Source organism: Bradyrhizobium sp. SZCCHNR1098, from assembly GCF_032489375.1.
Taxonomy (GTDB): Bacteria; Pseudomonadota; Alphaproteobacteria; order Rhizobiales; family Xanthobacteraceae; genus Bradyrhizobium.
In genome coordinates this window covers 175297-199836 of the sequence record NZ_JAUEXY010000008.1, presented here as the reverse complement: position 1 = coordinate 199836, position 24540 = coordinate 175297, and the positions used below count along the sequence as shown (strand labels likewise).

Genomic DNA, 24540 nt, shown 5'->3' with positions numbered 1-24540 from the left:
GCAGTCGCGAGGGTCCTTTTGCCTGAGAGTTTCCGGGGCGGTTGCTCCTTCGGCGCCGACCCTTGAAGTTCAACCAGAACCTCAGAAGACCGGTCTCTCCCGACGCGACTGTCGTCTATGTCCCGGACCAAACACCAGCCCGCGCAGGCTGTCAACGCGTCACTCGGGCTTTCAACCAGCTTTAGGAGCCGTGCAGCAAGCCCATGATGTTTCTGCACAGTTTCTGGACACGCGAAGTCCCCTTGTCTAAAAGCATCACCGCCGAATTCCCGGACTTCTTCGATTGGATTGCTATGAGCGGCGTCAACGAGATCAGGTCGACCTTCCTCAACTTCTTCGCCGCGAACGGCCACGAGATCGTGCCGTCCTCGCCGCTCGTGCCGCGCAACGACCCGACCCTGATGTTCACGAACGCCGGCATGGTGCAGTTCAAGAACGTCTTCACCGGCGTCGAGAAGCGCGCTTACAACCGCGCCACCACGTCGCAGAAATGCGTGCGCGCCGGCGGCAAGCACAACGACCTCGACAATGTCGGCTACACCGCCCGCCACCACACCTTCTTCGAGATGCTCGGCAACTTCTCGTTCGGCGACTATTTCAAGGAGAACGCCATCGAGCTCGCCTGGAAGCTCGTCACCAAGGAGTTCGGCCTGCCGAAGGACAAGCTGACCGCGACCGTCTACGTCGACGACGACGAGGCGTTCGGGCTCTGGAAGAAGATCGCCGGCCTGCCGGAATCCCGCATCATCCGCATCAGTGGCTCGGACAATTTCTGGCAGATGGGCGACACCGGCCCGTGCGGCCCGTGCTCGGAGATCTTCTACGACCACGGCGACAAGATCTGGGGCGGCCCGCCCGGCTCGCCGGAGGCCGATGGCGATCGCTTCATCGAGATCTGGAACCTCGTGTTCATGCAATACGAGCAGCTCGAGGGCGGGGTCCGCAATCCGCTGCCGAAGCCGTCGATCGACACCGGGGCGGGCCTGGAGCGCGTTGCCGCGGTGCTGCAGGGCAAGCACGACAACTACGACATCGACCTGTTCGTCGCCCTGATCCGCGCCATCGCCGACCTCACCAATGCCGACCCGCAGGGGCCGCAGAAGGCGTCGCTCCGCGTCATCGCCGATCATCTCCGCGCCTCGTCGTTCTTGATCTCCGACGGCGTGCTGCCGTCGAACGAAGGCCGCGGCTATGTGCTGCGCCGGATCATGCGCCGCGCGATGCGCCACGCCCAGTTGCTCGGCGCCCGCGAGCCCCTGATGCACAAGCTGGTCGGCACGCTCTCCCGCGAGATGGGCCAGGCCTATCCGGAGCTGATCCGCGCCGAGGCGCTCATCAAGGAGACGCTGCGACTCGAAGAGACCCGCTTCCGCAAGACCCTGGAGCGCGGGCTGGCCATCCTCGACGAGAAGTCTGCCACTCTGAAGAAGGGCGACATGTTCGACGGCGACGTCGCCTTCACGCTGTACGACACCTACGGCTTCCCGCTCGATCTCACCCAGGACGCGCTGAAGTCGCGCGGCATCAGCGTCGACCAGGCTTCCTTCACCGACGCCATGGACCGCCAGCGCGCCAAGGCGCGTGCGGCCTGGGCCGGCTCCGGCGAGGCTGCGACCGAGACCGTCTGGTTCCCGCTGCGCGAGAAGCTCGGCGCCACCGAGTTCCTCGGCTATGAGACCGAGACCGCCGAAGGCGCAGTGACCGCGCTGGTCAAGGACGGCGCCGAGGTCGAGAGCCTCAAGGCCGGCGAGAGCGGCGTCATCGTGCTCAACCAGACCCCGTTCTACGGCGAATCCGGCGGCCAGGTCGGCGACACCGGCCTCATGACCGGCGACGGCGTCCGCGTCCGCATCACCGACACCCAGAAGAAGGCCGGCGACCTGTTCGCGCATATCGGCACGGTAGAGCAGGGTACGCTCAAGCTCGGCTCCGCGCTGCAACTCGACGTCGATCACAGCAGGCGCTCGGCGATCCGCGCCAACCATTCGGCGACCCATATCCTGCACGAGGCGCTGCGCCAGGTGCTCGGCGACCACATCGCCCAGCGCGGCTCGCTGGTCTCGCCCGACCGCCTGCGCTTCGACTTCGTCCATCCGAAGCCGATCACCCCGGAGGAGCTCGCCCGCGTCGAGGACATCGCCAACGACGTCGTGCTGGAGAATGCCGAGGTCACGACCCGCCTGATGGGGCTGGACGATGCCCGCGAGGCCGGCGCCCGCGCGCTGTTCGGCGAGAAATATGGCGACGAGGTCCGCGTCGTCTCGATGGGCGACGCCGCGCGCGAGCAGGGCTCGAACGCGATGGGCTGGTCGGTCGAGCTGTGCGGCGGCACCCATGTCAAGCGCACCGGCGACATCGGCCTGATCGCGGTGACCTCCGAGAGCGCGGTGGCGTCCGGCGTCCGCCGCATCGAGGCGCTGACGGCACGTGGCGCCCGCGCGCATGCCAGCCATAACCTTTCGCTGGCCAAGGCGGCGGCGGCCGAGCTGCGCACCACGGTCGAGGACGTACCGGCGCGCATCACCGCGCTGATGGAGGAGCGCAAGAAGCTCGAGCGTGAGCTGTCGGACGCGCGCAGGAAGCTCGCCATGGGTGGCGGCCGGGAGACCGGCAACGGCGCTCCCGCCGGGATCCGCGACGTCGGCGGCATCAAGCTGATGGCCCGCGCCGTCTCGGGCATCGAGATGAAGGATCTCAAGTCGCTGGCCGACGAGGCCAAGAAGCAGCTCGGCTCGGGCGTCGCCGCGATCGTCGGCGTCACCGAGGACGGCAAGGCCGGCGTCGTGGTCGGCGTCACCGCCGATCTCACATCGCGTTTCAATGCGGTCGACCTCGTGCGCGCCGCGTCCGAGGCGTTGGGCGGCAAGGGCGGCGGCGGCCGTCCCGACATGGCCCAGGCCGGCGGCCCCGACGGCGGCAAGGCGGAGGCCGCGCTGGCCGCGATCGAGAGCGCGATCGGCAAGGCCGGCTGATCGTGCCGCCGCTCGGGCCGGGCGAGAGCGTTCGCGATCCCGATCTGCGCGACCGGCTGTACGAGCTGCTCGAGCACGACCATCTGCCGAGCACGCACGGCTCGCGCGTCGTCCAGTTCATCGTGCTCGTCATCACGCTCGACGTGCTGGCGGTGGTGCTGGCATCGGACCCGGACATCGCGGCCGCCATTGGCGGACTGCTGCGCGCGATCAAGATCGGCGCGCTGATCGTCTTCGCCGCGGAGTATGTCGCCCGTCTCTGGAGCGTCGCCGGCCACATGCCGCGGCGGCAGTCGCCGCGCCAGGATCGCTTCGCTTACGCCTTCTCCGCGCTCGGTGTCGTCGACCTCCTGTCCTTCGTGCCGGCCGCGATTGCGCTCGTGCTTGGCGACCGCAGTCTGGAAGCGGTGTGCATCGTGCTGCCGTTCCTCAAGCTGGTGCGCTATTCGCCGGCGCTGCGCTCGCTGCTGTCGGCGGTGCAGGCCGAGCGGCGCATCTTGATCGGCTGCCTCGTCATCCTGGCCGGCGCGGTGCTGCTGTTCGCCTCGCTGCTCTATGCGGTCGAGCGCGACGTCCAGCCGGACAAGTTCGGCACCATCCCGCATGCGATGTGGTGGGCGATCGTGACGCTCGGCACCGTCGGCTATGGCGACGTCGTGCCGGTGACGCCGCTCGGCCGCATCATCACGGTGTTCGCGATCATCTGGGGCTTTGCCATGATCGCGCTGCCGGTCGCGATCATCTCGACCGCGTTCGCCGAGGAGATCAAGCGGCGCGACTTCGTCGTCACCTGGGGCATGCTGGCGCGGGTGCCGCTGTTCTCGCATCTTTCGGCGTCCGAAATCGCCGACATCATGCGGCTGCTGCGCGCGCGCACGATCGAGTCCGGCGAGGTGCTGGTGCGGCGCGGCGATGCCGCCTCCTCGATGTATTTCATCACTGCCGGCGAGGTCGAGATCGAGCTGCCGACGCAATGCGTCAAGCTCGCCGACGGCACGTTCTTCGGCGAGATCGCGCTGCTGCATCGGACCAAGCGCTCGGGCACCGTGACGGCGACACGCAAGACCCGGCTGCTGGTGCTCGACGCGCAGGACTTCCACGCCTTGATCGCGCGGATGCCGGCGCTGGCCGCGCATGTCCGGACCATCGCCAAGGCGCGCATGGCCGATTCCGGCGACCTCGCCCTCGCCGAGCTGTCGCAGGCCGAGCACGACGACCAGACGGACGGGTAGGGGCGGCGCGCGGATTCCGTACGTCGTTGGCGACGGCAGGCGCAGAGCAGCCGCGCGTCTCATTCCATCTTCCAACGAGTCAAACAGCCGGGCGCGCGCGCACCATCCCGCGGCGCGATTGCACCCAGGAGATGCGGAAGACGTCCGCCCTCGATAGTGATGAGGGCGCAGGGAATGCCGGGTGAGGGCCTCACCCATGGCCCGCCTGCGAAAAAAATGCAGGCGGCAGGTACCACAGGCAAAGCCGGTTCATCCGGCATTCCCTGCGCGGCGGTTTTAGCGCTTATACGCGATCTCCTCGGTGCACCGGGCTTGTTGGCCACCGTGCGCGACGACGCGCTTCTCGCTCGCCGCCGCGGGGACACCAGCTTCGGGGTGTCAGGACCACGCGACTTCACGTCCGCAAGCGCATCATTCGTCCGCGCATGAAGCGCGCTGATGCCCTCACGTCCACCGCATTGCCGGCCCAACGTTTCGTGACGACGCGTACGCCCCTCATCCGGACCGGAACGAAGGGAGCATAGACATGATCTGCTGATTTTCGGAAGTAGTTTATTTTTGCGCGAAGCTCTTGAAATGAGCGATGATATTGAAGTCGCTGACGAAACGCGCCGTTCCGGCGAGCGCCGATCGGGGGGCGGCGGAGACCGATTTCGTTGCATGAAAGGCAGGGACGCTGCTCGTCGGGCAAATCAACGAACAGGAGGTCACGACCGAATTCGACCCCATCGCTCTGACCTGCGCGGCGCAGCAAGCCGGCGGCTGTCTGCGGTACAACGGCCATGGCGCTCAGGCGTTCGAGACGGCAGCTTGTGATCAGAGTGCACGTTGCAAACGCAAGCGTTACAGGTAAATCGCGCAACCTCGTTCTTCGAGCTCAGCGAACCAGTTCGGGCGTGAAATCGTCGTCACCCAGCGCAGATCAAGCTTTTCGAGACGTGGAAGCTTGAGCAGCGCTTCCGGCAAGGCGGCGACAGGGTTCCCTCTCAAGTCGATCTGCCGCAGCTCCACCATTGAACCGATATCTTCCGGCAAATGGGTCAAGCTATTGTTCCTGAGATGCAGCTCACGCAGCCGCGTCAACTTGGAAATGGTCGTCGGCAGAGTCGTCAGGCGATTGTCGGTCACGCGAAGTTCGAGAAGTCCTGACATCTCGGTAACCGCGTCGGGCAGTCTCTCGAATTCGTTTGCGCTGATGTTGAGGTAGCGCAACCGGGTAAGTCGCCCCAACGACGATGGAAGCTCTTTCAGCGCATTGTCGTGCAAGTACAGGAAGTCGCTCAGGCCGACGAGTTCGCCTAGCGCAGCCGGAACCTGCCGTAACAGGTTGTGGCCCAGGTCCAGCGTTCTCAGGGCGCGTAGCTCGCCGACCCTGTCCGAGATCTCCACCAGGCGATTGTCGGCCAGCACGAGCGATTGCAGATTCGTCCGATCCCAGACATGATCCGGCACGGCGCCGAGCGCCTGTTTCCACAAGGACAAGTGCAAGTCCGACGCGTTCCTCACAGCCAGATCATGCCTCGACTTCACCCGGAGACCAAGGGCGGTTCTGATCCATCTCGGGCATTTCGGTCCGCGGCGGAAGTTTACGCGATCGAGGTTCAACTGTAAGCAAGCCGACAGTGACACGACAACGCAGTTTCTGACCCGAAGCTGGCTGACCCGCCAGCCGGCGCGTAACTGGTGTTTACAAACTTGAACCGCAATTGCCGATGCAATTCTGGTGGGTTGGATTTGATGGGATCGATGCTTTGAGAACGGCAATTGCATTGCTGCTTGTTGCAGTTGCGCTGTCAGTGTCCGCACGGGCCGAGAACGACAAATTACGTCAAGTGGTCTCAAACCTCAAAGCCTGCGTCCGCACGCATGCACCAACGGCCAAAGCCGCTGGGGTTAAGACAGCAGGCGACGCCGTCAACTTCTTCATCGAGACATGCGGCCCACCGCCCAGTTATCTTGGGCCAGCAAACGTGGGCACGATCCCTCCTGGTCTGCTTCGGGGCGTCGTTCGCGATGAGTGGAATGCCTTCATTCAAGATGCGCAGCCTCGCTAGGACGTACGACGCGCTCTCTCCTTGTCATTGCGAGCGCAGCGAAGCATTCCAAACTGTCTCTCCGAAGGATTCTGGATTGCGTCGCTGCGCTCGCAATGACGCGCGCAGACATCGTGCTTCCAGGCGAGCCGCTCGCCACCGATCGCCTCACGCAAATTGCGCGAGGCCGTGGCCGACCGACCAGTTCTCCTTGGCGGCGTCGAGGATGGTCATGAACAGGTCCTCCGGCCTGATGCCGGGGCTGTCCCCGAGCAGGTCGGCGATGCGTCGGAACAGCGCCTTCTTCTGCTCTCGCGTGCGGGTGTTGAAGACGGTGATCTGGATGTAGACGAGATCGTCGCTGCGGTTGATGCCGAAGGCGTTGCCATAGCGGAAGTTGGAAGGATCGTGCTCGGTGATGGTCATGAACTGATCGTCCTCCGGCACGTCGAGCGCCTCGCGCATCGCCCGGTAGAGGCTGTCGAAGATCGCCTGCCGGTAGGCCTCCGGCTTGCCCGCGCGCAGCGAGATGTGAAGCAGCGGCATCCCTGGTCCTTTCATCCGTGATGTCGGCTGAGAGGTTAGATGCGGCGGTGCGGTTCGGGTATGCTGGGGATCGAGATATCAGTCATAATGGCTGGAAATGACCGAACACCCGCTCGACCTGGACGAGGTCCAGGCCTTCGTCCGTATCGCCGAGCTCGGCAGCTTCACCCGTGCCGCCGAGGCGATGCAGACGACCCAGGCCGCGATCAGCCTGAAGCTGCGGCGGCTCGAGAACAGGCTGGGGTGCCGGCTGATCGAGCGCACGCCGCGTCATGTGCAGCTCTCGGAGCGAGGCAGGGTCTTCCTCGATCCTGCCCGTCAGCTGCTGGCAGCGCACGACCGCGCGCTCGCGGTGTTCGCCGGCGTGCGGCAGCGTCTGATCATCGGCATCAGCGACCATGTCGCCGGGCCGGAGCTGCCGGCGCTGATCGCGCGCATGAACGACCATGATCCGCATCTCGTGGTCGAGATCCGCATCGGATCGTCGGCCGACCTGCTGCAGAGCTACGACCGGCGCGAGCTCGAGGCGGTGATCGTCCGCCTGCATGCCGGACGCAGCGATGGCGACCTCGTGGCCGAGGAGAAGTTCGGCTGGTTCGCTGGCCCGGATTGGGAGCCGCGCGCGGGCGAGCCGTTGCCGGTCGCGACCATGGCCGAGCCGTGCGGCGTGCGCGCGATGGCCGCGCAGCATCTCGATGCGGCCGGCGTGTCCTGGGCCGAAATCTTCGTCGGCGGCGGCGTTGCGGCGGTCGTCGCGGCCGTCACGGCCGGGCTCGGCGTTGCCGCACTCGCGCCGCGCATGCTGCCATCGGGCGCGGTCGATGTCGGCGCAAGGCTCGGATTGCCGGAGCTGCCCCGGCTGCCGGTCGTGCTGCACACGCGGGTGAGGGATGGCCGGGCGCGCGCGGCGCTCGATGCCCTCGTGGCGGCCTTCCGAAGCGCGGTGCGGGCGTGATGCATGCGGCGCGTGCCGCGGCGCAGGTGATGGAGCTTGGAGCTGCGATCAACTCCGAACGCTATTTCGACGGCCGGATTGATGTCCTGCTCGCGGATGGATCGCGTGCCCGCGCGCAGATCTGATCGCTCTTGGAATTGGCTCCTCAGGAGTCGCCGGGGTGGAATTGACGTAAGTCTTATTCCGCAATGCGGGATGTGACACTCATGTCACAGTTACGGTTATACCGACTCCCAAATATAATATGACTATTCAAGGGCGCCCTGGTGCTTGCTAGGATTGCCATCCAATCTCAGGTTGACGAAATCGCTCCTCGAATGAGCGGCGGCCGGGGTTGAGCCGTGGGGAAGCGCGTGCCGGGACGAAGGCTCTGGGCCGGACGCGACAGAACAACATCCAGAGCCTGGGGACGCTGCGAGGAGCAGGAAAAATGAGTGGGTTTGCGACGACCGCGCGCATGTGCGGCGTAGGGGTTGCCTTGTCTTGTTTGTTGGGTGGCGGTGGTGCGGTCGCGGCCGATCTGCCGATGAAGGCGCCGCCGATTCCCTATGCGGGTGTCGATGATTTCTGGACGCGGCCGTATCTGTTCGGCGATCTCGGCCGGACCAGGCTGAAGGAGCAGGGCATCTCGCTCGCGCTCACGCTCGGCGACGAAGCCGTCACCAATCTGTCGGGTGGCTCGCGCAACACAGCGGCCAATGCCGGGCAATTGTGGTTCGAAGCCAAGTTCGACATGGCCAAGCTCGCCGGCATCCAGGGCGGCATGATTGGCGTGACGCTGGTCGATCGCTTCGGCAAGAATCTCAACAGCGAGGCCGGCATTCCGGCGCTGCAACTGACCAACGAGGTGTTCGGCCGCGGCAACATCCTGCGCCTCACCGAATTCTACTATCAGCAGAAGCTGTTCGACGACCGCCTCGTGCTCAAGGGCGGCCGGCTGCCGGTCGGCTCCGACTTCTTCTTCGGCCAGTGCGAGTTCATCAACCTGACCTTCTGCGGCGGCCAGCCGGGCAACATCCAGGGCGGCTACATCTACAATTGGCCGGTGAGCCAGTGGGCCGGCGTCGTGCACTACAACTTCACCAAGGAATGGAAGCTGTCGGTCGGCGTCTACGACGCCAATCCGAACTATCTGACGACGTCGGACGCCGGCGTCTACCTAGCGCCGGGCATTCCGCGCTCCACTCCCGCCTCGGGCGTGCTGGTGCCGGTGGAAGTGGTGTGGGAGCCGAGCGGTCCGCTGAACGGCACCTGGCGCTTCGGCGGCTGGTATGACAGCGCGTCGACGATCGACGGCGGCTTGCCCGGCATCGTCGCCGTCGTCCCCGGTGGTCCCGGCGTGGGAGATCAGAATCTCAGCAGCCAGCGCGGCCGCTACGGCTTCTACGAATCGATCCTGCAGCGGCTGACGGTCGAGGGTCCCAAGGCGCAGGGCTGGTACACCTTCCTCAACACCAGCGTCGCCGATCACCGCACCTCGTATCAGGACTACCAGATCTCCTGGGGCGTCAAGCACACCGGCACCTTCTCGTTCCGTCCCGACGATGAGGTCGGCTTCGCGGTCGGCACGACGCATGTCAACTCGGCGGCGCTGACGCCGAATGCCGGCGGCAACGAGGTGCCGATCGAGGCCTGGTATGGCTGGCAGGCGACCGGCTGGATGAACCTGAAGTTCGACGCCCAGTATGTCATCAATCCGGGCGGACGCGGCTTCAACGCCGCCGGCGTGAAGACCGGCAATGCGGTGGTGCTCGGCCTGCGGACGGTCGTGCACTTCTGATCCTGTGATGTGAGCCGATGGGGCGGGTGTGCAGCATCCGCCCCATCTGCGCGGGCGTCTCGGCTGTCCGGGCCCGCCGATCCGATGAGGAGCCGGCGTATCCTGCCCATCCGGGTGGGCCGCGATGCGATGACGTCGATTGACTCTTTCGCATTGCGGCACGACATCTCCTGGACCGCGACGCCGAGCTGCCAGGAGACCGCCATGACCGCAACAGACAGCCATTCCGTCGCCGGCCGACGCCTGGGCGACGAGGTCGTGGACTGGCTCACCAACGGCACCCGCGACGAGCGCTTCATCGACAACATCTTCGGGCAGATGTGCAACCGGCTGCAGCGTGCCGGCATTCCGGTGAAGCGGGCCTCGCTGCACGTCCAGATCAATCATCCGCAGTGGCTCGGCGCGCGCATGCTGTGGAGCGACGGCATGGAGGGCGCCGACATCGCCCGCGTCGACTACGACGTCCGCGAGCGCTCGGAATACATCGGCAGTCCCGCCAGCGAAATCCATGAGGGCGTCGAGGAGATCCGCGAGAACCTCGCGCGCGACCCCGAGCTCGGCCGTCGGCACGCGATCTATGACGAGATGCGGGCGCAGGGCCTGACCGACTATGTCGCATGGCCGATGTATCACACGCTCGGCAAGCGCCACATCGTCACCTTCGCGACCGACCGGCGCGGCGGTTTCGACCAGGCGCACATCGACGCGCTGATCAGGCTCGTGCCGGTGCTGGCGCTGGTCAGCGAGATCCGCATCAAGAACCGGCTGGCGCGGACCCTGCTCGAAACCTATGTCGGGCCGCATGCCGGCGAGATGGTGCTGGCCGGCGCCACCCGGCGCGGCAGCGGCACCACGGTGCGCGCCGCCATCATGATCTGCGACCTCCGGGACTTCACCCGCATCTCCGACAACTGGCCGCGCGACGACGTCATCGATCTGCTCAACAGCTATTTCGATGCCATGGTGGAGCCGATCACGCAGCACGGCGGCGAGATCCTGAAGTTCATCGGCGACGGCCTGCTGGCGATCTTTCCGCTCACCGAGCCCGCTGCCTGCGCCAACCTGCTGCACGCCGTGAGCGGCGCCCGCAAGGCGATGACCGAGCTGAACGCGCGCAACGGCGAGACCGGCCGCGCGCCGCTGAACTACGGCATCGGTGTCCATGTCGGCGACGTCATGTACGGCAATATCGGCTCGCGCACCCGGCTGGATTTCACCGTCATCGGCCCCGCGGTCAACATGGCCTCGCGCATGGAGGCGCTGACCAAGCAGGTGGGCCGGCCGGTGCTGCTGTCGCGCGATTTCGCCGAGCTCGTCGAAGGCCCGTTCGCGCTGGAGCGCGTCGGCGAATTCCCGGTGCGCGGATTCAACGATCCGATCGAGCTGTTTTCGTTCGATGGGTAGGGCATTCAGTAGGGTGCGCAAAGGCGCAGCCGCGCTGTCTCCACGTTCGAGATCATCGTGGCGCCGTGCCCATCATCCTGCTGATGAGTTCGTGGAAAAACGGCGTGCACGCAGCCGCCTGCTGCTTTGCCCACCTTACGCGGACTTCTCCGCCGTTCACGCCTCGTCCAGAAACGGCGCCACAACCTCGCGCGTCTCAGCGCTCGTCACCACCGGCACGATCTCGAACGTCATGCCGGTGTCGCGAGCATTGGAGAGAATCCATTGCTGCAGCAATCGGGCGTCGTCGCATTCCATCAATTGGAAGCAGCGGTCGAAATTGGGTTCGATCCAGCTGCCGAGATATTTCAGCCCGTCGGGAAACGTGATGCCGGGATCGCGGACACGCCGATAGACCGGGATCGGATCGCGGTCCTTGAAACGTTCGATCACCATGAACAGCATGCGCGCCTCCGTCCTGACGTGCACGCATTGTGCGGTGAATCGGTGCGGGGTGCCAGCCCGGGGGGACATCGTTCGCCTGACGGACGAGGCCTCGATGGCCTCGTGGACGAGACGCCTTTCCCTGGCGCAGTCCTTGCTTCTGCGAGGGAACTCGCATCCAACGGGAAGAGAAACCCATGAAGAAGGCACGTCTCGTCGCGTACGCTCTGGTTGCAGCGGTGCTGGCCGCACCCGCCTTCGCGGAGGAGCTGACCGGCACCTTGCAGAAGATCAAGGAGACCGGCGCGATCACGATCGGCTACCGCGAAACCTCGCTGCCGTTCTCCTACATCGACGACAACCAGAAGCCGCTCGGCTTCGCGCTCGACATCTGCAACAGGATCGTAGACGAGATCAAGGCGACGCTGACGCTCGACAGGCTGGAGGTGAAGCTCACGCCGGTGTCGTCGGCGACCCGCATTCCGCTGATCGCCAACGGCACCATCGATCTCGAATGCGCCTCGACCACCAACAACATCGAGCGCCAGCGGCTGGTGTCGTTCTCGCCGACCTATTTCCTCACCGCCAACCGCTTCGTCGCCAAGGCCGCGAGCGGCCTCAAGACCATCGACGACCTCAAGGGCAAGACCGTCGCCTCGACATCGGGTACCACCAACATCAAGCAGCTCTTCGAGGCCAACACGGCGCGCCAGCTCGGCATGAACGTGCTGACGGCCAAGGACAATGCCGAAGGTTTTCTGATGGTCGAGAACGGTCGCGCCGACGCCTATGTGATGGACGACATCCTGCTCGCGGGCCTGGTGGCCAGCGCGAAGACGCCGTCGGACTTCGTGATCTCGACCGATCAGTTCTCGATGCCGGAGCCCTATGGGATCATGCTGCGCAAGGACGATCCGGCCTTCAAGGCCGTCGTCGACCGCGCCGCCACGAAGCTCTATACGAGCCCGGAGATCGCGGCCTTGTACGCCAAATGGTTCATGGCGCCGGTGCCGCCGAAAGGCGTCAACTTCAACTTCCCGATGACATCCGCGCTGCAGAAGGCGTTCGCGCATCCGAGCGACAGCGGCGATCCCAAGGCCTATTAGTATCTTCGGCTTATGTCATACGGCGTATCGACAGGATGGGATGAGGCCGGCGCTCGCGCGGGTCTCGTCGCGCGCTACTGCCCCGAGGGCGTGCGCAGGCCGTGCCAGGCGTCGCGCACCTGGTGGTAGTGAACCTCGGGCAGATAGTCCGGCGTGTTCAGGTTGAGGTTCTTGACGTCGAGCCGGCCGATCGCGCTGAGCAGCGTGTAGGAGGCGATGACGCGGTCGCGCTGGGCGCCGATCAGCCGCGCCTTGGCCTGGATCAGGTCGGCCTGCGAGTTCAGCACGTCGACGGTCGTGCGCTGGCCGCCCTGGGCCTCGCGCGAGACGCCTTGCAGCGCGACGGTGGCGGCCTTCACCTCGGCCTCGGAGGCGCTGACGGCGACCTTGGCGCCTTCATTGGCGACCCAGGCGCTGACCACCGCGGTGCGCGCCTGGTTGCGGACCTGGTCGAGCACGAGGCGGCTCTGCGCCGCGAGCTCCTTGCTCTGGCGGGTCTGCGACGCCGCCGTGCCGCCGTCATAGATCGGCGCGGTGACGCTGCCGACGATCGAGGCCTGGTCGGTGCCGAAGGTGCCCAGCGTCTGATCCGAATCGCGGCTGCGGCTGACACCGCCCTGCAGGGTCACGCTCGGCAGCAGCGCGCCCTCGGCGACCTTGATCGAGGTCGAGGCCGCGTCGACGTCGAAGCTCGCCGCAGCCACGGCCGGATTTTCCTTGTTGCCGAGCGCAATCGCGTCCTCGCGGCTGCGCGGCAGCAGGCGATCGATCGGGTCGGCCGCGCGCAGCTGGCCTGGCGCCATGCCGATGACCTGGGCATAGGTCGCCTGGCTGATGGCGAGGTTGACCTCGGCGGCGTTGAGATCGGACAGGCCGCGCGACAGCCGCGCCTCGGCCTGCGAGGCGTCGGTCGGCGTGACGTCGCCGGCATTGAGGCGGCGCTGCGTGACGGAGAGCGTCTCGCGCAGGAAGGCGACGTTGGAGCGTTGTGCCTCGACCAGCGACTGGTTGGCGAGCACGTTGGTGTAGGCGGTGACGGCGTCGAGCAGCACGCCCTGGCCGACATTGCGCAGCGCCTCGCGGCCGGACTGCACCTGCAGCTCCGCCATGCGCACGCTGTTGGCGGTGCGGAAGCCGTTGAACAGCGTCTGCGTGACGGTCACGCCGATGGTCCAGGGCTTCAATGTCGCGGTCTGGATCGTGTTGTTGGGGAGCAGGTTGCGCACGGCCTGCAGGCCGGCGCCGAGGCTCGCGATCAGTTGCGGACGATAGCCGGCCAGCGCCTGCGGCACGTTCTCGTCGGTGGCGCGCTGGCGCGCGCGCTCGGCATTGAGCGCCGGGTTGGTCTGATAGGCTTTCGCGAGCGCGGCCGCGAGATCCTCGGCGCGCACAGGCGAGCAGACGACGAGGCTGGCCGCGAGGGTCAGGCCGAGGCCGATCCTTCGCGCACGCACCTCGCCGACGCCAAATTCCTTGGCTCGACCCACCATCCGACTCCGCCGCGTCCCACTGTCTTAACCAGTTGTTTACCTGTTTAGGGCGGATGGCGGCCACACACAAACCGCGGATGTGGAATCCGGCAGGCTTTTCCATGGTTTGTTGTGTCGTGCTCGCCACAGACCGTTTGTCGCAGTGCTGCGACATGGCCGCACGGATACGCGCTCGGTAGGCGGGTGAGGGGCACCCGTGGACATCAGAGGCAGATCGATTCGTTCAGCTGCGAGTGACCCGCAGCAATCTCACCGGTTCTTGTTCACCGGCTTGCGCTTCTCGATGAAGGCAGCCATGCCCTCGGCGCGGTCCTCCAGCGCGAAGGTGGCGTGGAACAGGTTGCGCTCGACATTCATGCCTTCGGAGAGCGGGGTCTCGAAGGCGCGGTTGACGGCCTCCTTGGCCATCGCCGCCGCCGGGCGCGACATCGCCGCGATCTTCTCGGCCGCAGCCATCACCTCGTCCATCAGCCTGTCGGCCGGCACGATGCGGCTGACGAGGCCGGAGCGTTCGGCCTCGGCCGCATCCATCATGCGGCCGGTGAGGCAGAGGTCCATCGCCTTGGCCTTGCCGATCGCGCGCGTCAGGCGCTGGGTGCCGCCGATGCCCGGAATGGTGCCGAGCGTGATCTCGGGCTGGCCGAATTTCGCGGTATCGGCGGCGATGATGAAGTCGCACATCATCGCGAGCTCGCAGCCGCCGCCGAGCGCGTAGCCCGCGACCGCGGCGATGGTCGGCTTGCGGCAGCGCGCGACGCGGTCGCCGCCGATCGCGGTGAAGTCGCTCGAGAACATGTCGATGAAGCTCTTGGGCTGCATCTCCTTGATGTCGGCGCCGGCGGCGAACGCTTTCTCGCTGCCGGTGATCACGATGCAGCCGATGGCGTCGTCGGCCTCGAGATCATCCACGGCGGCGGCGATCTCGCGGAAGACGCCGAACGACAGCGCGTTGAGCATCTTCGGCCGGTTCAGGGTGATGACACCGACCGCGCCTTTGCCTTCGACGATGATGTGCTCGTAGACGCTCATGATGCCAACCCCGCAAATCAAAACAGCGGGCAATGTGCCCGCTGGATCGATGCGCATCAAGTAGGTGCGACGCCGCGCGGCGCCTCAGATCATGAACATCCGCGCCGCCGAGCCCAGGGTGAGCAGGGTGCCGCAGGCGATGAAGATCTTGCCGATGATCGAGGCCTTGTCCCAGCCGGAGCTGTCGTCATTGCTGACCGTGACCATGTTCACGGTGACGTCCGAGGCCGCCGGCGCATCGCTCGGCGCGGCGTCGGTCGATTGCGCCGCAGGTGCGGCCTGAGCCTGGGCTTCGGCCGGCAGCGGCGCCGGGAAGCCGTCCTGCTTCGCCGCCGGAGCGCTCTCGGACCCCACCGGCAAGAACGGACTATAGCTCTGCTGTTCGGCCGCGCGCGCGAATCCAGTGCCAACGAGGCCCAGAACGAACGCGGCGGCAATGATCAATGCTGAACGTCCACTGGCTTGGATCGTCATCGTCGGCTTTCTCCCCATCCCGCCAGCCCAAGCCGGAGTGAGACCCCGACAGATGTCGAGAACGGGGCAGAAAATGGGTATCTTCCTGCCGCTCACGGCAAAAGCTGGGCGCCGCCGCACTTTGCGAGCGGCCCATCAAACCTGATCATGCACCTCGCGATTCGGTGCTATGGAGCGGTTCCAAGACTTGCCCGGTGGCGTGCTCTCGGTGTGGCGTAACTCGGATGGTTCCGAGGCCAAAGTCCTCATCACGAATTAGTGATGAGGATGGAGCGAGAGTAACAAACTGAGTGTTTCGGGCGAATTGCTGGGGTGGAGCGGAGTTGCGCGAGCGTGACGACGAGTGGACGGGCTGGATGCGCCAGGCCGTCGCCGGTGACGACGAGGCCTATCATCGCCTGCTGAGGGCGATCACGCCCGTGCTGCGCGCAGCATCACGGCGCGGGCTGGCGCGCGCCGGCCAGCCCCCCGACCAGGCCGAGGACATCGTGCAGGAAATTCTGTTGGCGGTTCACCTGAAGCGGCACACCTGGGACGTCGACGCGCCGTTCGCGCCCTGGCTGTTCGCGATCGCGCGCAACAAGCTGGTCGACATGCTGCGCCGGCGCGGCCGGCGGGTGTTCGTCGACATCGACGATTTCTCGGAGACGCTAGCCGACGCGCCGCCGGCGCCCACCGTCTCGGCCAGCGAGGTCGAGGCGCAGCTGAAGACGTTGCCGCAGCGCCAGCGCGACGTGCTGCAGTCGATCGCGGTCGAGGCCGCCTCGATCAAGCAGACCGCGGAGAAGTTTTCGATGAGCGAGGGCGCGGTGCGGGTGGCGCTGCACCGGGCGCTCGCAAGCCTGACGGCCAAGCTACGGGATACCTGACCATGGACACCGATCAGCTCATCCGCACCCTCGCGGCCGACAATGCGCAGCGCGCGCAGCCGGTCGGCATCGTGCTGGCGCTGGCCCTGATGGCGGCGACGCCGGTATCGACCGCGATGCTGCTCATCGGCCTCGGCGTCCGGCCGGACATCTGGCTCGCGGTGCGCAATCCGTTCTTCGACCTGAAGTTCGTCGTCACCACGGCGCTGGCGATCCCGGCGCTGATCATCGGCCTGCATCTGTCGCGCCCCGAAGCCTCGCTGCAGGGCTGGAGCTGGCTGCTGATCGCGCCGATCGTCGTCCTCATCGGCGGCATGGCGGCGGAGATGATGCTGCCGCAGCGCACGCCGATGATGGCGCGGCTGGTCGGCCACAATTCGATGGTGTGCATGAGCGCCATTCCCGTGCTGTCGCTGCCGCTGCTGGCCGCCGCGCTGTTCGGCCTGCGCCATGGCGCGCCGTCGCGTCCGGCGATGACGGGCGCGATCGCCGGGCTGGTCTCGGCGGGGATCGCGGCGACGCTCTATGCCGCGCATTGCACCGACGACTCGCCGCTGTTCGTGGCGACCTGGTACACGGTGGCCGCGCTGATCGTGGCCGGGCTCGGCGCGCTCATCGGCGCAAGGGTCCTGCGCTACTGAGGGGGCTGCGCGACGAGCGAGGTCGCGACTACGCCTGCATCGGCGCCGCGGCGTCCTGCACGCGGTGGAAGCGCAACACCTGCTGCGCGGTGGAGCGCCGGAGCCGCTCATAGGTCGCCTTGCAGGCGTCGAGATCGGCCGGCGCGGTGGTGGCGAGCTCGTCGCGCATCAGGATGATCGATTTCACCGTCGGCCAGGACAGCCCTGCGACCTTGGCAAGGATCATCACGCCCTCGGCACGGCTTTCGATCATGATGCTTTCGGCGACCGCGACCGGCACGTTGGCCATGGCTGCGACGGCGGCATTGGCCTCGTCGAACTTGCGCTGCTCGGTGAACTGCACGACGAGACGGTCGTCGAGCCGGCCCTCGGCATGCAGCGAGCGCACCAGCGCGTGCGCGATCTCGGTCTGGCTGGTCAGCGCCACCGCGCTCGATCGCGCCCGCCGGCCCGCCATGCGCACCGCCGAGGAGACCTCCTGCGCGAGCTTCGGATTTGCCGCCTCGAGCCGCGTGCGGACCGTGGCAGACGCCTTGGCGACCAGCTTCAGATAGAGGTGGCGCGGCAGATTGGGCCGCATGGCGAGGCACGCGGCGAGGTTTTCGTCCAGCGCGGCGCGATCGACCAGCGTGTCGAGGCTGGTCCCCGAGACGTCGGCGCCGGGATTGCTGACGGTGCTGTGAACGACCTCGTCGTTGCCGCGCCTGAGCAGGATGTCGGTGACGGCGTGGCTGAGCACGCGCCGGAGCGAGATCGCGAGCAGATGCGCCTGGCTCTTGGTCTCGGCTGTGCGGATCAGCGCGGCCTCGTCGAGCCGTTCCGACTTCGACAGCACGGGGCCTGCGACATCGATGGCGTCGTCATCCGCCAGCCGGTGCAGCGTCCGCGGCGGCGCCGACGCCAGCGGCGCAAGCCGGCGCGCGAGCAGGGCGCGGGCCGAGATCTCGATGTGGTCGATCAGGCATTCGAATACGTCGTCGAACAGCGCGACCTGGTCATCGGCGAAGTCCGTCGCGCCGTCGACGAACAGGTCCGTCACCTTGCGCAGGGTCTCGACCCGCCGGGCGACGGTGCCGTGCGCGAGCGTGTCCTCGAGCTCGTCGAGCAGGCTTTCGTTCGGGGTGGGTTTCGGGGGCATGCCGGGATGGCTCAGGCGCTGGTGACGCGATTGCGGCCCTGCGCCTTCGAGTCGTAGAGCGCCCGATCGGCCCGGGCGAGCAGCGAATCGGCGGTCTCGTCACCGCGCGGGGCGGCCACGCCGGCCGAGAACGTGACCTGCAGGCCGGTCGAGAACGCACTCCAGTCGAGGCCGGCGATGATCTGGCGCAATCGTTCGGCGAGCCGTGCGGCGGCGTCCGCCGGCGCGCCCGGCAGCACCAGCAGGAATTCCTCGCCGCCGTAGCGGCCGAAGCGGTCGCTGCCGCGAATGTTGGCGAAGATCGTGATGGCGAAGGTGCGCAGCACGTCGTCGCCGGTCGGATGACCATGCGTATCGTTGATGCGCTTGAACCAATCGAGATCGATCAGCACGACCGAGCAGGGCTGGCCGCCCTGCCGCGCCTGCGCCATCTCCTCGTCCAGCACATCCATGATCGAGCGCCGGTTCAGCGCGCCGGTGAGCTCGTCGATCTCGGCCAGCTCCTCGATGCGGCGATAGGCTTCCTTGAGCTTCTGTCCGCGCTGGTACAGCGTCTCGCGCAGCGCGCTGGAGAAGATGCCGAGGAACATGCAGCCGGCGATGGTGAGGAGGAAGACCAGGAGCGTCGCGAGCCGCTCGAGGCCGCTGTCGTGCGGCATGCCGAGCGGCTTGTCGGTGAGCAGGAACAATCCCGCCAGGCCGATCGCGAGGAACGTCCAGCAGATCGCGCTCTGGCGCGGCGTCGCCCGCAGCGAGGCAAAGCCGACGACGATGTACAGCGTGCACAGGAACAGGATGCTGACTTCGGGCGCGATGTAGCAGAACGCGACCGTGATCATCATGCTGGCGAGCGATTGCGGCACCACGAGGTAGTGGTCGCGGAAACGGTCGTTGAAACCGCTCTCCGACAAAGCGGTCCACAGCGCGACGGTGAGAACGCCGATCGCTGCGTAGGCTGGCGCGATCGTGACCGGGACGGTTCCCGCCTGGGCGTAGATCAGCAGGATGACGGCATCGATCAGGTAGCATCCGGCGACCAGCGCCAGCATCTGCCGGCGCCGCCCGGCACGACGCGCGCGCAGGTCGCTGGACGGAGACGGCTGCGCGTCCCCGGCCTCAGCGACATTCGGACTGGGAAAAGGCGGTGCCGTCGTGCCCATGTGCTCGCGATTCTTCGTCGTTGGCTCAAAATCTACGTGGGAAAGCATTTAACTTTGGTATCTATGGGCATGGACGAAGAGGCCGCCGGCGCCGTGCTGCGACGGGGAATCTACGGCTTTCAGGACGCGCAGTTGGCGGGAACGGGCGGAACATGGTAGGCGGGAACCCGCTGGTCGCGATCGACCTGGGCGCTGCAGCGAAATCTGCAAGTCTGTGCGCCAACTCACATTTCGGGACGTATCTTTCCAGTATTTTGAAGATTTTTGCGGTTGTGTTCGAACCGCGACGTCAATCCTCCAGACCAATCTTGCGAGACGGCCATTGAGCGTGACAGCAGCGGCGTCAGATGAAACCCTGATTGCCCGGATCGCTCAAGGCGACCGGCTCGCCATGCAGGTGCTGTACGGACGGCACCATGTCAGGGTGTACCGTTTCGGGCTCCGGCTCGTGCGGGACGAGCAGGTCGCGGAAGACCTCATCAGCGAGGTCTTTCTCGACGTGTGGCGTCAGGCCGGCAAGTTCGAGGGCCGTTCTGCCGTCTCCACCTGGCTTCTGGCGATCACGCGGTTCAAGGCCCTGTCGGCACTTCGGCGCCGGAAGGACGTTGAGCTGGAAGACGAGGCCGCGAACGCGATCGAGGATACCTCCGACGATCCGGAGGTCGCGGTCCAGAAGAAGAATACCGGCGAAGCATTGCGCAAGTGCCTGACGGCGCTTTCGCCTGATCACCGGGAGATCGTCGATCTCGTCTACTACCACGAGAAGTCCGTGGAGGAGGTGGCCGAGATCGTCGGAATTCCGGGAAACACCGTCAAGACGCGCCTGTTCTATGCGCGCAAGAAATTGGCCGAACTCCTGAAAGCGGCCGGCATTGAAAGAGGCTGGCCATGATGGCTTTGAGCAAGATGCTGGAGCAAGAGCCCGGAGAGATCGAACTCCTGCTGCCGTGGTACGCCGCCGGCACCCTGAACGCGCGCGACATGCGCCGGGTCGAGGAGGTGCTTGCCCACGATGCCGATCTCGCCAGGCAGTATGCGGAGATCCAGAAGGAATATGCCGAGACCATCGCGCTGAACGAAAGCCTCGGCGCGCCCTCGATGCGCGCGATGCAGAAGCTGTTCGCGGCGATCGAGGCGGATCCGATGCAAAAGCCTGCCGCGCCGCGCGGCTTCAGCGCGCGGCTGATGGATTTCTTCGACAGCCTGTCGCCGCGGACCTTGGCGTGGACCGTCAGCCTCGGCGCGCTTCTGGTGCTGGCGCAGGCCGGCGTGATCGGCGCCGTGCTGATGCGCTCCCAGACCGCGACCTATCAGACCGCCTCGGTCGAGGACAAGAACGCAGCTCCCGAGCCCGCGAGCAAACCGATGGCCGCGCCACCGCCGCCGAGCGCTGCTGCGCCGGCCCCGGCGGAGCGGACGCCCGAGAGCATGACGCGTTCGCGGATGGCCGAAGCACCGGCCCCGGCCGCTCCGCTGATCCGCGGCCTTGGACCGCAGGTCGCCGGATCGACCGCGCCCGCCTATGCGCTGGTGCGGTTCGCGCCGGATGCGCGCATGGCCGACATCTCCGCGTTGCTCGACAGCTACCAGGCGTCGATCGTCGAGGGCGCCAGAGGCGGCCTGTTCAAGCTGCAACTCGGCGATCGGCCGCTGTCGAAGGCCGAGGCCGACAGCCTGATCGGCCGTCTGGCGCGAGAGAAGATCGTCAGCCTCGCGGTGGCCGCGCAATAGGCCCGCGCCGTCCGAACGTCATTCGGAGGCTCCATGTCGTTCACTTCGCCGCTACACTTCGCCAGATCGGTCGCGATACTGATTGTCGTCGCAATGCCTGCTTTCGCGGGTGGCGACCTCAGTGCCCATGCCCAGGCGATGATGCGTTCGCCCAACATCAACATCCCGAGCCGGGTGCCGAGCATCAACCCGGGCACCGCGATGCATGTGCCGCCGCCGACCGGGATGGCCTTGCGCCCGACCTTGCCCAATGCGCGATTTGCACCGAACCTGCAGGCCTCCTGCGACCCGGTGGATCGCAGCGCCTCGGGTGAATGTCTCGACCGCCGGCCGGTGACGGCAGACGGGCAGGGCCGGCGGTCCCAAGGAAGATTGGACAAAGGCAGGTCCGCCAAGGTGACGCCGCGGGGCGAGCCGAAAGCTGCGGCCGTGGTCGACCCGCGGACCGTCGCCAACGAGATCGTCGCCGAGATCGATGACGGTCTCTCGATCGACCAGGCCGACGCGCTGGCGCGCCGCCATGGCCTGCAGCGCATCAGCTCGCAGCGCTTTCCGCTGATCGGCGCCACCATCGGTCTGTTCAGGATCACCGATCGCCGCTCGGTGCAAGCGGTCAGCCGTGCGCTCGCGGCAGATGCCAGGGTGCGTTCGGTGCAGCCGAACTACCGCTATACGCTGCAGCAGCAGAGTGCGCCGCCCGTCGAGGGCGATCCGGCGCAATACGCGCTGGAGAAGCTGCGGCTGCCGGAAGCGCACAGGCTGGCCGAGGGCGCCAACGTCACCATCGCCGTGATCGATTCCGGGGTCGATCTCAAGCACCCGGAATTCGCCGACGCGTCGTTCGACGCGTTCGACGCGCTCGGCGGCGACGAGGGACCGCATGCGCACGGCACGGGCATCGCCGGCGTGATCGTGTCGCACAAGCGGTTGATGGGCAGCGCGCCCTATGCACGCATCATCGCCATCCGCGCCTTCGGCATGGCCAAGAAAGGCGGCGGGCCGGAGAGCAGCTCCTATGTGATCCTGAAGGCGCTGGACTACGCGGCCCTGCACGGCGCGCAGATCGTCAACATGAGCTTCGCCGGCCCGAAAGATGCGGTGATCGAGCGCGCGATCGCGGCCGTCGCTTCCAAGGGCGTCGTGATGGTCGCCGCGGCCGGCAATGCCGGGGCCAAGTCGCCGCCGCTGTATCCTGCGGGCAATCCGAACGTCATCGCCGTCAGTGCGACCGATGACAGGGACCAGTTGCTGCCGGCGTCGAACCGCGGCAATTACATCGCGCTGGCCGCGCCCGGCGCCGAGATCTTCCTGCCGGCGCCGGACGGAAAATATCAGATCATCTCGGGCACCTCGTTTTCCGCGGCCTATGTCAGCGGGCTTGCGGCGCTGGTGCTGGAGCGCAATCCGGCGCTGAAGCCGGAGATGGTGCGGACCGTATTAACCGGGACCGCGCGCGATCTCGGGACCCCCGGACGCGACGATCTGTTCGGGGCAGGGCAGGCGGATGCCCTGGCGGCGGTCCAGGCCGTGGTCTCGCCGCAGGGTGCGCCTGCTGCTGCTGTGCCTTCCGCGGGGCTGCAAACGGAGCCCGCGGCGGCCCGCGAGTTGCGCCCGGCGCCGGCCGCGGTGACCGAGGCATCTCCAGCCGGCGACACGCTTCGGCCGGCGCAGCAATGACGCCAACGTTTTCGTGAACGTTCCGAAATTCTCCCGCTCGCTTTGAACGTGCAGCGGGGCGGTCACGACAGAAAGCATGTGGGAGCGGTGATCCCCTCCCCAAGGCTATATACGGCGCGAGCGCCCATCCACCCCAAGCGCCCATATGGCTTGACCCGTCCGGTTGTCCCCCCGGACGGGTCTTCCATTTCTGGGCCAGGTCGAATCCCGGCGACATTGATATCCGACAGTGTTCGCCCGCCCGATGGGCACATCTTCGGGGTGTCAGGCGATGTCGTTGGCCGCGTTCGCGTGGCTGCACTAGGCCGGATTCCGAAAAAGCACGGAGAAAATTTCCGCACGACTACGGTTTGGCCGCCAAACAACATGGCATTAGCTAGACTTTATTAACCTTTTCCACAAAATATTCACGTCACGTTGCGTTGATTCGTGCCGAGTGCGTCCGTCCCCTTATCTCACGGGCTCCCCCATGACACATCGACCGGACGTGACTTGCAGCCGCGAACTGGCTGCACGCTGGTGCGCGCTTGCCGAAAGGCGCCTGGACCATCTGACCGAGCTGTTCCAGAGCGGCCGCTGGCGCCGCTACTACACCGAGCAGTCGCTCCTCGACGATATCCGGCACGCCAAGGCCGCGGTGCAGACCTGGCAGGCGCTATCCCGCGCCGAGCCCGAGCAGGTGAGCATCGTGCCGAGCCAGCGGCCGGCTGCGATGGTGGCTACGCCACCCGCTCCCGTGCGCCCCGCCGAGTCGGAGCCGATCAAACTCCGTCTCCACGAGAATCATCCCATCGAGCGGCGCCCCATCGCGCTGCCGCCCTCGCTCGAAACCATCCTTGCGGAGTCCGAGATCATCGTCGAGCCCGAGATCGAGCTGGCCGCGGATGATCTGGAACCGGACGGCGTCATCGAACCCGACTATGTGTCCGAAGATGCCATCGCGCCGGAGCCGACCGTCGCGCCGCCCCGCATCGACATGTTCGCCCTGGAGCAGGCTTTGAGCATCGGCATTCAATCCGACGCCGAGGATGACGAGCCGGTGGTCGATCTCGACGCCATCGAGCGCCGCTATCCCGTGCTGGCGGTCGCGTTCTAGGCGCAGGGCGAGCTCCAGACCCACTCCGCATCGCAGCCAAGGGGGCCGCAAGCCGCCCTCAATCTGGTCACTTGATTTCAAGACCGAATGGTCCATATATCGGTGATGAGCCGCCAGACTCCGATGCAGTTGCCGCGTGGGCGCCCGCGAACTTTCGACATGGACGCCGCTGTCGAGCGGGCAATGGGTGTGTTTTGGTCGCGTGGCTATCACGCGACGGCGCTGCCTGATCTTCTTCAGGCGACGAAGCTCTCGCGTGGCAGCCTCTACGCCGCGTTCGGTGACAAACACTCGCTGTTCCTGCTCGCGCTTGACCGTTACATCGCCGATGCCCTGGCCCGGATGGATACCGAGCTCGACCTAAGCAGGGAGCCGGTCGACGGCCTGCGGGCCTATCTTGCCGGCTACGTCGACCGCACGCGCGGGGCCAATGGTCGGCGCGGCTGCCTGCTGGTGGCGACAGCCATGGAGCTTGCTGGCCAGGACGCCGAAGTTGGTCGGCGCATCGCGAGTTTCTTCAAGGCCATGGAGGTCCGGGTGGCGGATGCACTGTCCCGCGCGAAGATGGCGGGCAAGCTGGCCGATGGTGTCGAACCTTCGAGTGCCGCGCGAATTCTCGTCTGTTTCGTTGAGGGGCTGCGCGTGGTCGGCAAGACGGGGCCGACGCCGATCACATCGCAAGCCACCGTTGACGCGCTTCTCGACCGCTTCATTCGATAGAGACCGTTGAGCGCCTTGCTTTCGAGTCGCCTATATCTGGACCGATCAGTCCTTAAATGGAGAA

22 protein-coding genes and 1 riboswitch are annotated in these 24540 nt (G+C 66.3%); of the genes, 14 read left to right on the top strand and 8 right to left on the bottom strand.

Annotated features, from left to right (window positions below; genetic code table 11):
* A riboswitch (glycine riboswitch) is annotated at nt 1-112 on the bottom strand.
* A 181-nt stretch (nt 113-293) separates the two neighbouring features.
* Both alaS and QX135_RS18720 read left to right on the top strand, forming a co-directional pair.
* Nucleotides 294-2972, top strand: coding sequence for an alanine--tRNA ligase (gene alaS, locus QX135_RS18725; RefSeq protein ID WP_316234217.1), 2679 nt, complete (start codon nt 294-296; stop codon nt 2970-2972).
* Nucleotides 2973-2974: 2 nt separating this feature from the next.
* Entirely contained in the window at nt 2975-4204 is a 1230-nt protein-coding gene (locus QX135_RS18720; protein WP_315739936.1) for a cyclic nucleotide-gated ion channel, read from the top strand.
* A gap of 843 nt (nt 4205-5047) precedes the next feature.
* Here QX135_RS18720 and QX135_RS18715 read toward each other — a convergent pair.
* Together QX135_RS18715 and QX135_RS18710 are read right to left on the bottom strand one after the other, a co-directional pair.
* Nucleotides 5048-5686, bottom strand: coding sequence for a leucine-rich repeat domain-containing protein (locus QX135_RS18715; protein WP_315798342.1), 639 nt, complete (start codon nt 5684-5686; stop codon nt 5048-5050).
* 719 nt (nt 5687-6405) lie between these two features.
* Nucleotides 6406-6783, bottom strand: coding sequence for a tautomerase family protein (locus QX135_RS18710; RefSeq protein WP_315798343.1), 378 nt, complete (start codon nt 6781-6783; stop codon nt 6406-6408).
* 97 nt (nt 6784-6880) lie between these two features.
* On the opposite strand from QX135_RS18710, the gene QX135_RS18705 reads away from it, so the two are divergent.
* From QX135_RS18705 to QX135_RS18690, 4 genes are all read left to right on the top strand, one after another.
* A complete protein-coding gene (locus tag QX135_RS18705; RefSeq protein ID WP_315716073.1) occupies nt 6881-7738 on the top strand; it encodes a LysR family transcriptional regulator in 858 nt (285 codons plus the stop codon).
* A complete protein-coding gene (locus QX135_RS18700) occupies nt 7738-7863 on the top strand; it encodes a hypothetical protein (protein ID WP_316234210.1) in 126 nt (41 codons plus the stop codon). The genes QX135_RS18705 and QX135_RS18700 overlap by 1 nt, the downstream gene beginning before the upstream one ends.
* A 305-nt stretch (nt 7864-8168) precedes the next feature.
* A complete protein-coding gene (locus QX135_RS18695) occupies nt 8169-9518 on the top strand; it encodes a carbohydrate porin (RefSeq protein ID WP_315739900.1) in 1350 nt (449 codons plus the stop codon).
* Nucleotides 9519-9722: 204 nt separating this feature from the next.
* The gene (locus tag QX135_RS18690; protein ID WP_316234209.1) at nt 9723-10922 is read left to right on the top strand and encodes an adenylate/guanylate cyclase domain-containing protein; all 1200 of its coding nucleotides are present in this window, start codon (nt 9723-9725) and stop codon (nt 10920-10922) included.
* A gap of 156 nt (nt 10923-11078) precedes the next feature.
* Here QX135_RS18690 and QX135_RS18685 read toward each other — a convergent pair whose 3' ends face one another.
* Entirely contained in the window at nt 11079-11366 is a 288-nt protein-coding gene (locus QX135_RS18685) for a DUF3303 domain-containing protein (RefSeq protein WP_316234208.1), read from the bottom strand.
* Between the two features lie 176 nt (nt 11367-11542).
* On the opposite strand from QX135_RS18685, the gene QX135_RS18680 reads away from it, so the two are divergent.
* A complete protein-coding gene (locus tag QX135_RS18680) occupies nt 11543-12451 on the top strand; it encodes an amino acid ABC transporter substrate-binding protein (RefSeq protein ID WP_315770475.1) in 909 nt (302 codons plus the stop codon).
* A gap of 74 nt (nt 12452-12525) precedes the next feature.
* Here QX135_RS18680 and QX135_RS18675 read toward each other — a convergent pair whose 3' ends face one another.
* The 3 genes from QX135_RS18675 to QX135_RS18665 all read right to left on the bottom strand — a co-directional run bounded on the left by QX135_RS18675 (nt 12526) and on the right by QX135_RS18665 (nt 15444).
* The gene (locus QX135_RS18675; protein WP_315739896.1) at nt 12526-13941 is read right to left on the bottom strand and encodes a TolC family outer membrane protein; all 1416 of its coding nucleotides are present in this window, start codon (nt 13939-13941) and stop codon (nt 12526-12528) included.
* 249 nt (nt 13942-14190) lie between these two features.
* Nucleotides 14191-14970 (bottom strand): enoyl-CoA hydratase, encoded by a 780-nt coding sequence (locus QX135_RS18670; RefSeq protein WP_315739895.1) that lies wholly within the window; start codon nt 14968-14970, stop codon nt 14191-14193.
* Nucleotides 14971-15054: 84 nt separating this feature from the next.
* Nucleotides 15055-15444: a hypothetical protein gene (locus QX135_RS18665; protein ID WP_315739894.1), complete on the bottom strand. Its 390-nt coding sequence runs from the start codon at nt 15442-15444 to the stop codon at nt 15055-15057.
* Nucleotides 15445-15767: 323 nt separating this feature from the next.
* Between QX135_RS18665 and QX135_RS18660 the strand changes: the two genes are divergently transcribed.
* Nucleotides 15768-16313 carry a sigma-70 family RNA polymerase sigma factor gene (locus QX135_RS18660; RefSeq protein ID WP_316179182.1) on the top strand — a complete coding sequence of 182 codons (546 nt, stop codon included), beginning with the start codon at nt 15768-15770 and terminating at the stop codon, nt 16311-16313.
* A gap of 2 nt (nt 16314-16315) precedes the next feature.
* Nucleotides 16316-16954 (top strand): DUF1109 domain-containing protein, encoded by a 639-nt coding sequence (locus tag QX135_RS18655; RefSeq protein ID WP_315777534.1) that lies wholly within the window; start codon nt 16316-16318, stop codon nt 16952-16954.
* Nucleotides 16955-16982: 28 nt separating this feature from the next.
* Here QX135_RS18655 and QX135_RS18650 read toward each other — a convergent pair whose 3' ends face one another.
* A complete protein-coding gene (locus QX135_RS18650) occupies nt 16983-18092 on the bottom strand; it encodes a DUF2336 domain-containing protein (protein ID WP_315812633.1) in 1110 nt (369 codons plus the stop codon).
* Between the two features lie 11 nt (nt 18093-18103).
* Nucleotides 18104-19252, bottom strand: coding sequence for a GGDEF domain-containing protein (locus QX135_RS18645; RefSeq protein WP_316179185.1), 1149 nt, complete (start codon nt 19250-19252; stop codon nt 18104-18106).
* A gap of 322 nt (nt 19253-19574) precedes the next feature.
* On the opposite strand from QX135_RS18645, the gene QX135_RS18640 reads away from it, so the two are divergent.
* The 5 genes from QX135_RS18640 to QX135_RS18620 all read left to right on the top strand — a co-directional run bounded on the left by QX135_RS18640 (nt 19575) and on the right by QX135_RS18620 (nt 24476).
* Nucleotides 19575-20144, top strand: a complete 570-nt coding sequence (locus QX135_RS18640) for a sigma-70 family RNA polymerase sigma factor (protein ID WP_316179187.1) — start codon at nt 19575-19577, stop codon at nt 20142-20144.
* Nucleotides 20141-20983: a hypothetical protein gene (locus tag QX135_RS18635; protein ID WP_316179189.1), complete on the top strand. Its 843-nt coding sequence runs from the start codon at nt 20141-20143 to the stop codon at nt 20981-20983. Before QX135_RS18640 ends, QX135_RS18635 begins: the two co-directional genes overlap by 4 nt.
* Before the next feature lie 93 nt (nt 20984-21076).
* On the top strand, nt 21077-22660 hold the full coding sequence (locus tag QX135_RS18630) for a S8 family serine peptidase (protein WP_316179191.1): 1584 nt from the start codon (nt 21077-21079) through the stop codon (nt 22658-22660).
* 436 nt (nt 22661-23096) lie between these two features.
* Nucleotides 23097-23756 carry a TIGR03809 family protein gene (locus tag QX135_RS18625; protein ID WP_316179192.1) on the top strand — a complete coding sequence of 220 codons (660 nt, stop codon included), beginning with the start codon at nt 23097-23099 and terminating at the stop codon, nt 23754-23756.
* A gap of 123 nt (nt 23757-23879) precedes the next feature.
* Nucleotides 23880-24476, top strand: a complete 597-nt coding sequence (locus QX135_RS18620; protein WP_316179354.1) for a TetR/AcrR family transcriptional regulator — start codon at nt 23880-23882, stop codon at nt 24474-24476.
* The last annotated feature ends 64 nt before the right edge of the window (nt 24477-24540 follow it).

Bases quoted from the DNA above. Each gene is read 5' to 3' on its own strand.
- alaS (WP_316234217.1), top strand. From the start codon at position 294: ATGAGCGGCGTCAACGAGATCAGGTCGACCTTCCTCAACTTCTTCGCC.
- QX135_RS18710 (WP_315798343.1), bottom strand. From the start codon at position 6,783: ATGCCGCTGCTTCACATCTCGCTGCGCGCGGGCAAGCCGGAGGCCTAC.
- QX135_RS18705 (WP_315716073.1), top strand. From the start codon at position 6,881: ATGACCGAACACCCGCTCGACCTGGACGAGGTCCAGGCCTTCGTCCGT.
- QX135_RS18700 (WP_316234210.1), top strand. From the start codon at position 7,738: ATGCATGCGGCGCGTGCCGCGGCGCAGGTGATGGAGCTTGGAGCTGCG.
- QX135_RS18695 (WP_315739900.1), top strand. From the start codon at position 8,169: ATGAGTGGGTTTGCGACGACCGCGCGCATGTGCGGCGTAGGGGTTGCC.
- QX135_RS18690 (WP_316234209.1), top strand. From the start codon at position 9,723: ATGACCGCAACAGACAGCCATTCCGTCGCCGGCCGACGCCTGGGCGAC.
- QX135_RS18685 (WP_316234208.1), bottom strand. From the start codon at position 11,366: ATGCTGTTCATGGTGATCGAACGTTTCAAGGACCGCGATCCGATCCCG.
- QX135_RS18680 (WP_315770475.1), top strand. From the start codon at position 11,543: ATGAAGAAGGCACGTCTCGTCGCGTACGCTCTGGTTGCAGCGGTGCTG.
- QX135_RS18675 (WP_315739896.1), bottom strand. From the start codon at position 13,941: ATGGTGGGTCGAGCCAAGGAATTTGGCGTCGGCGAGGTGCGTGCGCGA.
- QX135_RS18670 (WP_315739895.1), bottom strand. From the start codon at position 14,970: ATGAGCGTCTACGAGCACATCATCGTCGAAGGCAAAGGCGCGGTCGGT.
- QX135_RS18665 (WP_315739894.1), bottom strand. From the start codon at position 15,444: ATGACGATCCAAGCCAGTGGACGTTCAGCATTGATCATTGCCGCCGCG.
- QX135_RS18655 (WP_315777534.1), top strand. From the start codon at position 16,316: ATGGACACCGATCAGCTCATCCGCACCCTCGCGGCCGACAATGCGCAG.
- QX135_RS18650 (WP_315812633.1), bottom strand. From the start codon at position 18,092: ATGCCCCCGAAACCCACCCCGAACGAAAGCCTGCTCGACGAGCTCGAG.
- QX135_RS18645 (WP_316179185.1), bottom strand. From the start codon at position 19,252: ATGGGCACGACGGCACCGCCTTTTCCCAGTCCGAATGTCGCTGAGGCC.
- QX135_RS18635 (WP_316179189.1), top strand. From the start codon at position 20,141: ATGATGGCTTTGAGCAAGATGCTGGAGCAAGAGCCCGGAGAGATCGAA.
- QX135_RS18630 (WP_316179191.1), top strand. From the start codon at position 21,077: ATGCCTGCTTTCGCGGGTGGCGACCTCAGTGCCCATGCCCAGGCGATG.
- QX135_RS18620 (WP_316179354.1), top strand. From the start codon at position 23,880: ATGCAGTTGCCGCGTGGGCGCCCGCGAACTTTCGACATGGACGCCGCT.